Annotated in this window: 17 protein-coding genes; 11 read left to right on the forward strand and 6 right to left on the reverse strand. The window is 68.5% G+C overall.

Annotated elements, in window-relative coordinates; translation table 11 throughout:
* Positions 1-3: 3 nt before the first annotated feature.
* Positions 4-264 (reverse strand): DUF4148 domain-containing protein, encoded by a 261-nt coding sequence (locus PL79_RS24895; RefSeq protein WP_044843373.1) that lies wholly within the window; start codon positions 262-264, stop codon positions 4-6.
* A gap of 223 nt (positions 265-487) precedes the next feature.
* On the opposite strand from PL79_RS24895, the gene PL79_RS24900 reads away from it, so the two are divergent.
* From PL79_RS24900 to dctA, 3 genes are all read left to right on the forward strand, one after another.
* The gene (locus PL79_RS24900; protein ID WP_044843374.1) at positions 488-1,381 is read left to right on the forward strand and encodes a LysR family transcriptional regulator; all 894 of its coding nucleotides are present in this window, start codon (positions 488-490) and stop codon (positions 1,379-1,381) included.
* Positions 1,382-1,470: 89 nt separating this feature from the next.
* On the forward strand, positions 1,471-2,430 hold the full coding sequence (locus tag PL79_RS24905; RefSeq protein ID WP_044843375.1) for a LysR family transcriptional regulator: 960 nt from the start codon (positions 1,471-1,473) through the stop codon (positions 2,428-2,430).
* Entirely contained in the window at positions 2,427-3,749 is a 1,323-nt protein-coding gene (gene dctA, locus PL79_RS24910; RefSeq protein ID WP_082088427.1) for a C4-dicarboxylate transporter DctA, read from the forward strand. The genes PL79_RS24905 and dctA overlap by 4 nt, the downstream gene beginning before the upstream one ends.
* A 24-nt stretch (positions 3,750-3,773) precedes the next feature.
* On the opposite strand, the gene PL79_RS24915 is transcribed toward dctA, so the two are convergent.
* The 5 genes from PL79_RS24915 to PL79_RS24935 all read right to left on the reverse strand — a co-directional run bounded on the left by PL79_RS24915 (position 3,774) and on the right by PL79_RS24935 (position 7,567).
* Positions 3,774-4,556: a substrate-binding domain-containing protein gene (locus PL79_RS24915; protein ID WP_044843377.1), complete on the reverse strand. Its 783-nt coding sequence runs from the start codon at positions 4,554-4,556 to the stop codon at positions 3,774-3,776.
* Positions 4,557-4,613: 57 nt separating this feature from the next.
* Positions 4,614-5,909, reverse strand: coding sequence for an MFS transporter (locus PL79_RS24920; RefSeq protein ID WP_044843378.1), 1,296 nt, complete (start codon positions 5,907-5,909; stop codon positions 4,614-4,616).
* 285 nt (positions 5,910-6,194) lie between these two features.
* Entirely contained in the window at positions 6,195-6,671 is a 477-nt protein-coding gene (locus PL79_RS24925) for a PRC-barrel domain-containing protein (protein WP_044843379.1), read from the reverse strand.
* 91 nt (positions 6,672-6,762) lie between these two features.
* On the reverse strand, positions 6,763-7,194 hold the full coding sequence (locus tag PL79_RS24930; protein WP_044843380.1) for a CBS domain-containing protein: 432 nt from the start codon (positions 7,192-7,194) through the stop codon (positions 6,763-6,765).
* Positions 7,195-7,315: 121 nt separating this feature from the next.
* On the reverse strand, positions 7,316-7,567 hold the full coding sequence (locus tag PL79_RS24935) for a hypothetical protein (protein WP_044843381.1): 252 nt from the start codon (positions 7,565-7,567) through the stop codon (positions 7,316-7,318).
* A 183-nt stretch (positions 7,568-7,750) separates the two neighbouring features.
* On the opposite strand from PL79_RS24935, the gene PL79_RS24940 reads away from it, so the two are divergent.
* The 8 genes from PL79_RS24940 (at position 7,751) to PL79_RS24975 (ending at position 11,871) form a co-directional block, all read left to right on the forward strand.
* Positions 7,751-8,056 carry a hypothetical protein gene (locus PL79_RS24940; RefSeq protein ID WP_044843382.1) on the forward strand — a complete coding sequence of 102 codons (306 nt, stop codon included), beginning with the start codon at positions 7,751-7,753 and terminating at the stop codon, positions 8,054-8,056.
* Between the two features lie 233 nt (positions 8,057-8,289).
* Positions 8,290-8,646, forward strand: a complete 357-nt coding sequence (locus tag PL79_RS36730) for a hypothetical protein (RefSeq protein WP_235879322.1) — start codon at positions 8,290-8,292, stop codon at positions 8,644-8,646.
* The gene (locus PL79_RS24950; RefSeq protein ID WP_044843383.1) at positions 8,643-8,954 is read left to right on the forward strand and encodes a hypothetical protein; all 312 of its coding nucleotides are present in this window, start codon (positions 8,643-8,645) and stop codon (positions 8,952-8,954) included. The genes PL79_RS36730 and PL79_RS24950 overlap by 4 nt, the downstream gene beginning before the upstream one ends.
* Before the next feature lie 57 nt (positions 8,955-9,011).
* Entirely contained in the window at positions 9,012-9,323 is a 312-nt protein-coding gene (locus tag PL79_RS24955) for a hypothetical protein (protein WP_044843384.1), read from the forward strand.
* A gap of 255 nt (positions 9,324-9,578) precedes the next feature.
* A complete protein-coding gene (locus tag PL79_RS24960; RefSeq protein ID WP_044843385.1) occupies positions 9,579-11,009 on the forward strand; it encodes an RNA polymerase factor sigma-54 in 1,431 nt (476 codons plus the stop codon).
* A gap of 74 nt (positions 11,010-11,083) precedes the next feature.
* Positions 11,084-11,272, forward strand: coding sequence for a DUF3008 family protein (locus PL79_RS24965; protein WP_044843386.1), 189 nt, complete (start codon positions 11,084-11,086; stop codon positions 11,270-11,272).
* 54 nt (positions 11,273-11,326) lie between these two features.
* Positions 11,327-11,488, forward strand: a complete 162-nt coding sequence (locus tag PL79_RS24970) for a DUF1328 domain-containing protein (protein WP_044843387.1) — start codon at positions 11,327-11,329, stop codon at positions 11,486-11,488.
* Positions 11,485-11,871 (forward strand): DUF3022 domain-containing protein, encoded by a 387-nt coding sequence (locus PL79_RS24975; protein ID WP_044843388.1) that lies wholly within the window; start codon positions 11,485-11,487, stop codon positions 11,869-11,871. Before PL79_RS24970 ends, PL79_RS24975 begins: the two co-directional genes overlap by 4 nt.
* Positions 11,872-11,993: the final 122 nt, after the last annotated feature.

Consider the following 11,993-nt stretch of genomic DNA (forward strand, 5'->3'; position numbering starts at 1 on the left):
CGGTCAGTCGCAGCGCGCGGCGGCCGCGCCGCGATCGGCCAGATGCGTGCGGGCGCCGGCATCGTGCGCGGCCATGACGCGTACGGACGCGGCCTGGGCATCGTCCACCCACGTGCGCGGATTCGCGCGTGCCGGATTGAAGCCGGCGGCTTCGTAGCGAATCATGTCTTCGCGCACCTGCTCGCGCGTCAGGCCCTGCGCATGGGCGAACAACGGGCCGGACACGACAAGTGCGGCGACGAGAAGGCGAAGAGCGGATTTCACGAGACGGACTCCGGAAAGGAATGCAGGGGAGATCCCCAAAAGTCGGCTACGGCCGCACGGGGACCCGAAGGCTTCGCAGTCTATCGACCCACGATCGATCGATTAAGTAGCGCGGCGCGCTTGGACTTATAAGTCAGTCTAATGAATGGACGGAAGCCGTACCGGGTGGCGCGCGGCGCGTCGGTGCTAGGATGGGCGTCCGTTTCGACAGGAGCCGCCCGACATGCCGCGCGAAAACCTCAACGATCTGCTGGCGTTTCTCGCGGTGGCGCGCGACCGGAGCTTCACGCGCGCGGCGGCGCGCCTCGGTGTGTCGCAATCGGCGCTGAGCCAGACGGTGCGCGATTTCGAAGCGCGGCTCGGCGTGCGGCTGCTGACGCGCACGACGCGCAGCGTGTCGACGACCGAAGCGGGCGAGGAACTGTTCCGGACCGTCGCGCCGCGCATCGACGAGATCGAAACGAAGCTCGCCGCCGTGGCCGATTTCCGCGACAAGCCGGCCGGCGTCGTGCGGATCACGGCCACCGAGCATCCGATCGACACGATCATCTGGCCGAAGCTCAGGAAGGTGCTGCCCGACTACCCCGACATCCGCGTCGAGTTCTCGGTCGACTACGGGCTGTCGAACATCGTCGAGGAGCGCTACGACATCGGCGTGCGCTACGGCAACCAGGTCGCGAAGGACATGATCGCGGTGCGCATCAGCCCGGACATCCGGATGGCGATGGTTGCGTCGCCGGCCTATCTCGACGGCCGCAAGCCGCCGAAGACGCCGCAGGACCTGCTCGATCACGATTGCGTGACGCTGCGGCTCGCGACCGCGAAGGGCATCTATGCATGGGAGCTGAAGAAGGGCAGGAACGAGATCCAGGCGCGCGTGAACGGGCGGATCACCTGCAATACGCAGCCGCAGATGCTGCAGGCGGCGCTGGACGGATTCGGCATCGCGTTCGTCACCGAGGACATCGTGCTCGACCACGTGCACGCCGGCAGGCTGCGCATCGTGATGCCGGACTGGTGCCCGGTCTTTCCCGGCTATCACGCGTACTACCCGAGCCGCCGCCAGGCGTCGCGCGCGTTTTCGATCGTGATCGATGCGTTGCGGCATCGCGCGTAGCGCGGCGGCGGAGCCGGGCATCTCCGGGCTGGGTGTGGCTGCCCGAATCATGCAAAATACCGGGCATTCGAGATGTGGAGACACGGCCCGTGGGAATCAACTTCGATTTGACCGATTTGCAGGCGTTTCGCGCGGTGGTGGAGCTGGGCAGCTTCCGGAAGGCCGCCGAGGCGATCAGCATTTCACAGCCCGCGTTGAGCCGCCGGATCGACAAACTGGAGGAAGCGCTCGGCGTGCGTCTGTTCGAGCGCACCACGCGCAGCGTCTCGCTGACCACCGTCGGCCGCGTGTTCGCGCCGAGCGCCGAGCAGTTGCTGGACGATCTCGACGTCGCGCTGCTCGGCATCCGCGACGTTTCGTCGAGCCGGCTCGGTCACGTGACGATCGCGTGCGTGCCGTCGGTCGCCTACTACTTTCTGCCGAACGTGATCGCAAGCTATCACCGCCGCTTTCCGCGCATCCGGGTCAAGCTGCTGGACGCGAGCGCGAACGAGGTGCTGAGCGCCGTCATCAGCGGCGAGGCCGATTTCGGCGTGAGCTTCATGGGCAGCCAGGAGCCCGAGGTCGAGTTCAAGCTGCTGCTGCAGGAGCGGTTCGTCGCCGCGTGCCGGCGCGACCATCCGCTCGCGCGCAAGAAGCGCGTGACCTGGAACGAGCTTTACGAGTACGAGTACGTGTCGGTGGACAAGACGTCCGGCAACCGCCTGTTGCTCGACCAGGCGCTGACGAGCGTCGCGCCGCGGGCGCCGAGCGTGTGCGAGACGCGCCACGTGACGACCATGCTCGGGCTGGTCGAGGCAGGGCTCGGCGTCGCCGCGGTACCGTCGATGGCGATGCCCGGGCACGACCATCCGCTGCTCACGAGCGTGCCGCTCGTCGAGCCGGCGGTCAAGCGCCGCGTGGGCATCGTGAAACGGCGCGGACGCCCGCTCACCCCGGCCGCGGAAGCGTTTCACCAGGCGGTCGTCGATGCGAAGCGCGGCGATGGATCGAAACAGGTGGCGCATGCGGCGAATACGGCCGGAACATCGGGCAAGACCGCATCGTGACGCTGGCAAGACCGCTTCGTTCGCTCTACGTGCAGGTTCTGCTGGCGATGGTGCTCGGCGTGAGCGTCGGCCATTTCTGGCCGTCGGCGGGCGCGATGCTCAAGCCGCTCGGCGATGCCTTCGTCGGCCTCGTGCGGATGATGATCGCGCCGGTCGTGTTCTGCACGATCGTGTCGGGCATCACGTCGCTGGCGAACGGGACCGCCATCGGGCGCACGATCGTCCGCGCGCTGGTGCTGTTCTATCTGTTGACCGCCGCCGCGCTCGCCTTCGGGCTCGTCGCCGCGTTCGTGCTGCAGCCGGGCGCCGGCATGCACGTGGACGTGCGCCATCTCGATGCGAGCGTCCTTGCGCCCTATACGCGGCATGCGCCGCCGCGCGGCTTGGTGGAGTTCGCGTTGAGCGTGATCCCGGACACGATGCTCGGCGCGTTCCAGCAGGGCGAGGTGCTGCCGGTGCTGCTGCTGGCGCTGCTGTTCGGCTTTTCGCTCAATGCGGCTCCGCAGGCGGGCCGGCCCGTGCTGGCGCTGATCGACGGCGTCGCGCAGATCGTCTTTCGCGTGCTGGCGATGATCATGCGGCTCGCCCCGCTCGGCGCATTCGGCGCGATGGCCTTCACGGTGGGCCGCTTCGGCATCGGCTCGGTCGGCTCGCTCGCGCGGCTGATGATGTCGTTCTACATGGCCTGCGGGCTGTTCGTCGCGCTGGTGCTCGCACCGCTCGCGCGGTTGCACGGATTCGCGTTGTGGCGGCTGCTGCGCTACCTGCGCGAGGAGCTGCTGATCGTCCTCGCGACCTCGTCGACGGAGCCGGTATTGCCGCGGCTGATCGTCAAGCTGGAGTCGCTCGGTTGCGACAAGGGCGTGGTCGGGCTCGTGCTGCCGGCCGGCTACTCGTTCAACCTGGACGGCACCGCGATCTATCTGACGCTCGCGGCATTGTTCATTGCGCAGGCGTGCGACGTGCCGCTGTCCGCGCCGCAGATCGCGGCGATGCTGGCCGTCATGCTGCTGACGTCGAAGGGCGCGGCCGGCGTGTCGGGCAGCGGGCTCGTCGCGCTCGTCGCGACGCTTGCCGTGATGCCCGACCTGCCGGTTGCCGGGGTCGCGCTGCTGGTCGGCATCGATCGCTTCATGTCCGAGGCGCGTGCGCTGACGAGCGTGATCAGCAATGCGTGCGCGGTGATCTTCGTATCGTCGTGGGAAGGGGCGTGCGATCGTGCGCGTCTCGTGCGGGTGCTGAACGCGGCCGGGCCGGAAGGCCCGAATGGCGCCGACGATGCCGGGGCCGGCGCCGGGCGCGACGGGAAGGCGGTCTGACGCGCGCCTTCCCGGGTTGCGGGCTCAATGCGCGGAGACGGAATCCAGCCCGGTCGATTTCACTTCCGGCTGCACGTCGGGCGACGCGAGATAGTCGAGGAGCGCCTTCGCTTCCTCCGGATGCTGCGCGCCGACCGGGATGCCGGCCGCGAAGCGCGTGACGGACTGCAGCGCTTCGGGAATCTTGCCGACGAAGGTCGCGCCCTTCACGGGCAGCAGTTCGCTCACCTGCTGAAAGCCGATTTCGTAGTCGCCGTTCGCGACCACGGAGGCGACCGGGATCCGCGGGATCATCTTCGCCTTCGATTTCACCTGGTCTTCGATGCCGAGCTTCTTGAACAATTCCCGCTCGATGTAGACGCCGCTCGCGCTGTCCGAGTACGCGATCGACTTCGCATGCAGCAGCGCTTCCCTGAGGCCGTCGGCCGAGCTGATGTCGGGTTTCGCCGCGCCGTCGCGCACGACCATGCCGATCCGCGAATCGGCCAGCTCGACGCGCGATCCGGGGATCACCTTGCCTTGCTTGATCAGGTCGTCGAGCGCGTAGCCGACCATGATCACCGCGTCGGCCGGCTCGCCGCGCGCCAGCCGGTTCGGAATCGCTTCGGGCGACTTGCCCATCGACGGGCCGAGCGCCGTGTCGAGCGTGTTGCCCGTGCGGGCCGCGAACTGCGGGCCGAGCCGCTTGTAGGCGGCGGTGAAGCCGCCCGAGCTCATCACGTGCAGCTCGGCGGCCTGTACGTTCGCGGCGATTGCGGAGGTGGCGACGAGTGCGGTCGCGCACAGTTTCAGGAGCAGGTTCTTCATGGTCGTGGTCGTGGCCTGGGTCGTGCGAAGTCGGGGCAGGGGGTTCGGCATCAAGCGTCAGTGCGCCGGTGTCAGCGTCGCCGGATGGCGGCGATAGAGTACGAACGTCGCGAGCAGCGCGCACACCGCGGCGAGGCTCATCCAGTAACCGGGTGCGGCCTTGTCGCCGGTCATGTGAATCAGCGCCGTGGAGATGGCGGGCGTGAAGCCGCCGAACACGGCCGTCGCGAGGCTGTAGGCGAGTGAGAAGCCTGCCACGCGCACCTCGACGGGCATCACTTCCGTCAGCGCGACGACCATCGCGCCGTTGTAGATCCCGTACATGAACGACAGCCACAGCAGCACAAGCAGCATGTTGATGAACGACGGCGCATGCGCGAGCAGCGACAGCGCGGGGTACGCGGTGGCGATCGCGAGGACCGTCATGCCGACCAGCAGCGGCCGGCGGCCGATGCGATCGGACAGCGCGCCGCCGATCGGCAGCCACACGAAGTTCGACACGCCGACGCACAGCGTGACGAGCAGGCTGTCCGCGGTGCTCAGGTGCAGGACCGTCTTGCCGAACGTGGGCGCGTAGACGGTGATCAGGTAGAAGCTCGTGGTCGTCATCGCGACCAGCATCATGCCGGCGACCACGACACCCCAGTTGTGCGCCAGCGTGCCGAACACTTCCTTCATGCTCGGGCGGTGCCGGCGCGCCTTGAACTCCTGCGTTTCCTCGAGCTTGCGGCGCAGCATGAAGATGAACGGCACGATCATGCAGCCGACGAAGAACGGCACGCGCCATCCCCACGCGGCGATCGCCGATGCGCTCAGCCATTGATTGAGCGCGAAGCCGAGGCCGGCCGCGACGACGATCGCGACCTGCTGGCTGGCCGACTGCCAGCTCGTGAAGAAGCCCTTGCGGCCGGGCGTGGCCATTTCGGCGAGATAGACCGACACGCCGCCCAGTTCCGCGCCTGCCGAAAAGCCCTGCAGCAGTCGCCCGATCAGCACGAGCGCGGGCGCGAGCAGGCCGATCGTCGCATAACCGGGGACGAACGCGATCAGGATCGTGCCGCTCGCCATGATCGCGAGCGTGACGATCAGGCCCTTGCGGCGGCCGACGTCGTCGATGTACGCGCCCAGCACGATCGCGCCCAGCGGCCGCATCAGGAAGCCGGCGCCGAAGACCGCGAAGGTCATCATCAGCGAGGCGAACTCGTTCGCGGTGGGAAAGAACACGGCGGCGATCTGCGTCGCGTAGAAGCCGAACAGGAAGAAGTCGAACTGCTCGAGGAAGTTGCCGGCCGTCACGCGGAATACCGCGGCGGCCTTCGAACGTCCGGTCGAAAGGCTGGGCGAGGGGTGCATCAGGGTGTCTCCAGAGAATGCGGGAATGGCGCGGGGCGCGACCGATTGTCGTTTTGGCAATGTTCGCCCGGAGACGGGGAAACGTTAAGTGCGAATTTTGGAAGGATTGATGTTGTCTGGTTATCAATCGGGTGGCGCGCGCCACGACTGTCGCGCGCCCGGCAGGTGGCCGCGACGCCGGCTTCACGGGACCGGGCCGGCCCGGCGATCCGTCACGAAGAAAGCCCAAAAAAAGCCCCGCTTTCGCGGGGCACGTCGGCTAATACACCGGCAAATCGAGAGCGATCAATGCTGGTCGCGCGCGCGCGGATCGTTCAGGTCCTCGGTCGGATCGGTCAGCCCGAGCTCGTCGCCCGCGCTCCAGTACGGCGTGCTGCCGTAGTACTCGTGCAGCGGCTCGGCCCATTGCGGGTCGGCCATCGCCGGCCAGTGATCCTTGTCGAAGCCCGGCGCGTTGCGGATTCGCTCGGATGAGACCGACAGCAGGAAACACTTGCGCTCGGTATCGAGCGTGAGCGCGCTCCACGGAATCGCAAGCAGCTTGTCGCCGATGCCGAGCAGGCCGCCGCTCGACAGCACGGCGTACGCGACGCGGCCCGAGCGCACATCGAGCATGATGTCCTTGATCTTGCCGACGTCGTCGCCATCGGTCGTATAGACCTTGTCGCCTTCCAGCGTGTCGGCTGCCATCACGTCCGGGCCGGGCCCGGCCGCGGTTGCGGCCCCCTTGCCGACGATGCGGGTCTGTCCTTGAGTCTGCATGGTTGTCCTCCTGGCTGCGTGGAGCGCGACCGTGCCCGGGATGGGCCCTGCGGGTCGCGCGGGTAGTCGGGGCGGGGCGCGAATGGCCCCGTCACGTCTGCTTCGGTTGCGACACGCCTTCGAGCGTGTTCGCGACGTCGTCGCGTGCGGGGCCGGCCGTGCGCGTCGCGATGTCCGCGAGCGACAGCATGCCAACGAGCCGCTTGTCGTGATCGACGACGGGCAGGCGGCGCAGTTGCGCGTCGGCCATGTAGTGCTGGATCTCTTCCAGCGAATCGTCCTCGAAACACCATTCGATCGGACCCGACGCGACTTCGTGGATCCGCGTTTCCGGCGGCTTGCCGGCCGAGATCGCGCGCACCGCGAGATCGCGGTCCGTGACCATGCCGATCAGCCGGTTGTTGTCACATACGGGCAGCGCGCCGATGTCATAGCGCTCCATCAATTGCGCCGCATGACGGATCGAGTCGGTCGGCGCGATGCGCACGACGTCCTGCGACATGATTTCGTTGACGCGTTGCATGAAGTCCTCCTTGCGTGTTGAATCCGGGCCGTGTGAGCCGGCGAGTCCGGGCCGTACGGGGCAACAAGCGGGGCAGCAAGCGGCGTGCCGTTCGGCAGCGGTGTCCGTCGAGTGCCGGCCGTCATTCGTCGCGGCGTCGGGCGGGGTCCTGCCACGGGCCGTCGTCGTGCGTGCCCGGCGGCGTGTCGGGCTCGATGCGCGTGACGCCGCCGGTCGCGGGCGGATCGCTCGCGGGGAACGTGTCCTCGAGCTGCTTGTCGATATGGCGCTCCGAGTGGCGCGTCTTCGTTTGATCCTGGTTCTTCAACGGCGGCGACGGATCGCGCTGCGGTTGGTGCGGCGCGTCGCGGCCGGTTCGGGTCGATTCCTTCATGGCTGGGCTCCGAGGCGGTGACGATGACGCGGTGATCGCGCAACGGCCGTGCCTGTCGCGACCGCGCGGCACGGGACTTGCCGCTTCTTCGATGGATGACCACGCAGGACGACGACGCAGGATGCCGGCCACAACGCGCGGTGCAATGCTCCGCACACACACGCAAATCAAGCGGGAGGCACGATGACGATTCCCAAACGGCGGCCAGGGGTGCGCTATGAGATCAACGTATGCGGCGGCGGGTTCGAGTCGGTGAAGAGCCATTTCAGCGCGTGGAAACAGGAGCCGCTGATCTACCGGCCCGATCGCCGGATGTTCGAAGGCAAGGCCGATGTGCGGCCGCTCGGCGACGAGACATTCGGCTCGACCGAGCCGGCGCGGTTCGCGCTGCAGCGCGCGTGCGAGCCGGCCGATCCGTATGCGCTCGCCGCGCGGGTGCGCGACGACGACCACGAGCTGTGGCTCGTAATGGCTGCGTATGACGCGTAGCGCGCTGCCCTTGAAAGAATTGCAGCGCGCGGTGTAGCGAAGGCACGGCGTACGGCGGGGTGGCGCGCCCGACCGCGCGCCGGCGCGCGGAAAGGCGGCGTGCGAGGCGGCGTGCACGCCGGCACGCAGACGGCACGCAGCTTGCGGCCCTGCCTTTCGTGGACGATCGGGCGGCGCACGCCGCGCCAATCGATCAGGCCCCGCGAGGACGACGCAACGATCGAATGCCCCCGATGAACCGAGACCCCGCCCAGTCGCTGCACCGGCCCGAACCGCCGATACCCGACGTCGAACCGGACCCCGAGCCGCCCGCGCCGGATGACTTGCCGCCCGGCACGCCTGAACCTTATCAGGATCCGGAAGGCGACCCGCCCGGGCATCCGCCGCCGGAGCGCGAGCCGCCGACGCGGGCGCCGCCGATTCACGCGCGGCCGAACCACGGGCTGCCGATTCCTGTGCGGCCGATTCACGCGCTTCCGTTTCTTGTGCCGCCGATTCCTGTGCGGCCCGTTCACGCGCCGCCGATCCACGCGCCGCCGACCGGCGTGTCGCCGATTGCGTCCATCCCACCCACGGAGAGCCCACGATGAGCATCAGCGTGAAACCCGGCATGCTGCGCGACGTGGCCGAGACGCTCGGCCGCCATTTCGAGGCGCGCGCGATGCCGTTCCATGCCGAGGAGCAGCCGGCCGGCGCGCTGCATTTCGGCTTTCGCGTCGACGGTCATCCGGCGTCGCTGACCGTGACCTTCGACGCCGACGCGTTCGCGGCGCTCGAGCAGGCCGGTATCGAGCGGCAACGCGGCGCACTGATGCGCGTCGCGGCCGAATTCGACACGATGATGGCGCGCCGCGCACCGAACGCGTATGCGGGCGATTTCCATTTCAACCGGCTCTGAGCCGTGCCGTCACGGCCGGCCCGGTGCCGCGCACCGCACTTCACGGAGGAGGTTCCGATGAAACCGATCCAGACGACACGCGTGTGCGCTTGTGCGTTCGCCGCTGCGTGCGCGCTGGGCGCATGCACGCAACCGCAGGGCCCCTACGGCACGCGTGGCGCACCGCCGGCGCCGCCGGACGGCCACGGCGCGTCGCCGACCACGACGATGCCGGACGCGAATACGCGTTACGACACGCGCCCGTCGCCGTACAACACGCTGCCGCCGGGCGCGACCGGCGGCGAGCCGGTCGACGTGCCGCCGCCGGGGCCGAACGGCACGCAGGGCGGTCAAACGCTGCCGGGCACGCCGCCGCCGATGCAGTACTGACCGCGGCACCCTGCACGGATGCCGCGCAACGATCCTGCCTGCGAGGACATATTCGCGCGACGGCGACGGCATATCCGCGCGGAGCGAATGCCGTGCCCCCTAACTTGCTGGCGCTTGTAAAAAAGGGGGCGCCCGGGGCCGCGGCCGACGGGGTACGAACGCGCGAGAGCCCCGCCGGACGGCGCTTCGCCTCCCTGGCACGGTAGCTGCATGGATTCGCATAAACGCATTCCGCACACCGTCAGGAGGGCATCGATGTCCGTCACGCTTGCGCTCCAGATGCGACAGCATCTGGCACTCACGCCGAGGCTTCAGCAGTCGCTTCGCCTGCTGCAGTTGTCTTCGCTCGAATTCCAGCAGGAATTGCGACAGGCGCTCGACTCGAATCCGTTTCTCGAAGATGGGCAGGGCGACGAAGAAGCCGCCGACGCGCCCGAACCCGAGGCCGAAGCCGCGCCGCCCGAGCCGCCACCCGAGCACGAGGAAGTGCGCCCGCCGGACGGCGACGTGTCGTACACGGCCGCGCCGACGACGCGAGGCACCGGGCGACAGGCCGACGACGCGGGCGACCAGTCGCCCGGCGAGTGGATGGCCGCCGAGCCGTCGCTGCACCAGCAGCTGCACGACGCGTTGCGGCTCTATCCGCTGAACCGGCGCGACCGCGAGGCCGCGCGCATCGTGATCGACGCGCTCGACGAAGACGGCTACCTGCGTCAGGAGCTGGGCGAGCTGCTGATCGCGGCCGATCCGGCGCGGCTGCTGTCGGAACAGGATCTCACGGTCGCGCTACGGCTCGTGCAGATGCTGGACCGGCCGGGCATCGCCGCGCGCTCGCTGTCCGAATGCCTGCTGCTGCAGCTCAACGCGATTCCGGCCGGCACGCCGGCGCTCGCGGAAGCGAAGGCCATCGCGCGCGACCATCTCGAACGGCTCGCGCGCCGCGAGACGGCGGAGATCCAGCGGCGCCTCGGCTGCAATCAGGCGACGATGCAGGCCGCCTGCGCGCTGGTGCGCGCGCTCGATCCGCGCCCCGGCAATCACTACGGCAGCACGCGCGGCGACTACGTGATACCCGACGTGATCGTGCGTCAGGTGCGCGACGAATGGATCGTGACGATCAACCCGGCCGTGCTGCCGCGCGCGCGGCTGCACGAGCGCTACGCGACGCTGTTCGCGCAGTCGAGCGGCGAGCGCGATTCGCCGCTGGGCCAGCAGCTGCAGGAAGCGCGCTGGCTGATCCGCAACGTGCAGAAGCGCTTCGACACGATCCAGCGGGTCGGCGAATGCATCGTCGCCCGGCAGCGCGACTTCTTCCGCTACGGCGAGATCGCGATGAAGCCGCTCGTGCTGCGCGACATCGCCGAGGAGCTCGACCTGCACGAATCGACGGTCTCGCGCGCGACGGGCAACAAGTACATGGCCACGCCGCACGGCACGTTCGAGTTCAAGCATTTCTTCCCGCGCAAGCTTGAGGCGGCCGGCAAGGGCGTGTGCTCGGCGTCCGCCGCGAAGGTGCTGATCCGCGACATGATCGCCGCCGAGCGCCATAACGATCCGCTGTCCGACGTCGCGCTCGCGCAGAACCTCGCGGGCCGCGGCATCCTTCTTGCGCGTCGTACCGTCACGAAGTATCGCCAGGCGATGAAGATTCCGCCGGCCGACCTGCGCCGGCGCGACGCCGCATGACGATACCGTCCGAACCGCGCGCGGCCCGCCCGTGAGCCACACGGACGTCGCGCGCCACCGAGAGGAGGAAAGCCATGCCAGCCAAGTCCCAGGCACAGCAACGCGCCGCAGGAGCCGCCCTGTCGGCCAAGCGCGGCGACACGAAAATGAAGGACCTGAAGCCGCCTGCGAAGTCGATGGCCAAGTCGATGAGCGAAAAGGAACTCGAAAAAATGGCTTCGACGCCGGTCCACGGCAAACCCAGGCACAAGCACGATTCGTGATCGACGGCGACACGCATCGGCGATCACCGTTCTTCAGGACTCCAGGAGGCATTCATGCTTCGTTACGCCATCATCTTCCTCATCATCGCGCTCGTCGCCGCCTTGTTCGGCTTCGGCGGCATCGCGGCCGGCGCGGCCGAGATCGCGAAGATCCTGTTCTACATCTTCGTCGTGATCTTCCTGGTCACGCTGCTGCTGGGGGTTGTCAGGCGATGACGACCGCCCCCGACCGTTCGCAGCGCATCGCGGAAATCGAGCATGCGCTCGCGAACGGCTTTCCGTCGCAGTCGACCGTCGTCGTGCATGCGGACGACGCGTCCGGGCGGCTGACGATCCAGGTGTCGTGGGTGCGCGTGCCGTCCGATGAAGACGCGCGTCAATGGCGCTGCGCGGTCGACCTGCGCTTCGATCCGGACGTGCTCACGCGCTATGCGTCGCTCGGCGCGGCCGACCGGCTGCGCGTGCGCACGCAGCTGTGCGACCTCGCGCGGCGCGCGGTCGACGAGCACAAGCCGCGCGTCGAGGACGCCGAGATCGAATGCAGCGTCGCGCTCGACGTGACGCGCGCCGAACTCGACCGCGCGTTGCGCGCGCCCTGACCGACGCAACCCGCATCGACGCTTTAGCCGCCGTCGCGACACGCGCCGTGCGGCGCGTCCATGCCCGTGACGGCTTCTGGTGTGTGCCGCCACGCGCTCGCGCACCCGGCAAAGGAGAACAC

It is taken from the genome of Burkholderia sp. USMB20 (genome assembly GCF_000949135.2).
Lineage (GTDB): Bacteria > Pseudomonadota > Gammaproteobacteria > Burkholderiales > Burkholderiaceae > Burkholderia.

What these genes read in the sequence shown, in the direction of transcription:
- PL79_RS24900 (WP_044843374.1), top strand. Translation starts at nt 488, where the DNA reads ATGCCGCGCGAAAACCTCAACGATCTGCTGGCGTTTCTCGCGGTGGCG.
- PL79_RS24915 (WP_044843377.1), bottom strand. Translation starts at nt 4,556, where the DNA reads ATGAAGAACCTGCTCCTGAAACTGTGCGCGACCGCACTCGTCGCCACC.
- PL79_RS24920 (WP_044843378.1), bottom strand. Translation starts at nt 5,909, where the DNA reads ATGCACCCCTCGCCCAGCCTTTCGACCGGACGTTCGAAGGCCGCCGCG.
- PL79_RS24925 (WP_044843379.1), bottom strand. Translation starts at nt 6,671, where the DNA reads ATGCAGACTCAAGGACAGACCCGCATCGTCGGCAAGGGGGCCGCAACC.
- PL79_RS24930 (WP_044843380.1), bottom strand. Translation starts at nt 7,194, where the DNA reads ATGCAACGCGTCAACGAAATCATGTCGCAGGACGTCGTGCGCATCGCG.
- PL79_RS24935 (WP_044843381.1), bottom strand. Translation starts at nt 7,567, where the DNA reads ATGAAGGAATCGACCCGAACCGGCCGCGACGCGCCGCACCAACCGCAG.
- PL79_RS24940 (WP_044843382.1), top strand. Translation starts at nt 7,751, where the DNA reads ATGACGATTCCCAAACGGCGGCCAGGGGTGCGCTATGAGATCAACGTA.
- PL79_RS36730 (WP_235879322.1), top strand. Translation starts at nt 8,290, where the DNA reads ATGAACCGAGACCCCGCCCAGTCGCTGCACCGGCCCGAACCGCCGATA.
- PL79_RS24950 (WP_044843383.1), top strand. Translation starts at nt 8,643, where the DNA reads ATGAGCATCAGCGTGAAACCCGGCATGCTGCGCGACGTGGCCGAGACG.
- PL79_RS24955 (WP_044843384.1), top strand. Translation starts at nt 9,012, where the DNA reads ATGAAACCGATCCAGACGACACGCGTGTGCGCTTGTGCGTTCGCCGCT.
- PL79_RS24960 (WP_044843385.1), top strand. Translation starts at nt 9,579, where the DNA reads ATGTCCGTCACGCTTGCGCTCCAGATGCGACAGCATCTGGCACTCACG.
- PL79_RS24965 (WP_044843386.1), top strand. Translation starts at nt 11,084, where the DNA reads ATGCCAGCCAAGTCCCAGGCACAGCAACGCGCCGCAGGAGCCGCCCTG.
- PL79_RS24970 (WP_044843387.1), top strand. Translation starts at nt 11,327, where the DNA reads ATGCTTCGTTACGCCATCATCTTCCTCATCATCGCGCTCGTCGCCGCC.
- PL79_RS24975 (WP_044843388.1), top strand. Translation starts at nt 11,485, where the DNA reads ATGACGACCGCCCCCGACCGTTCGCAGCGCATCGCGGAAATCGAGCAT.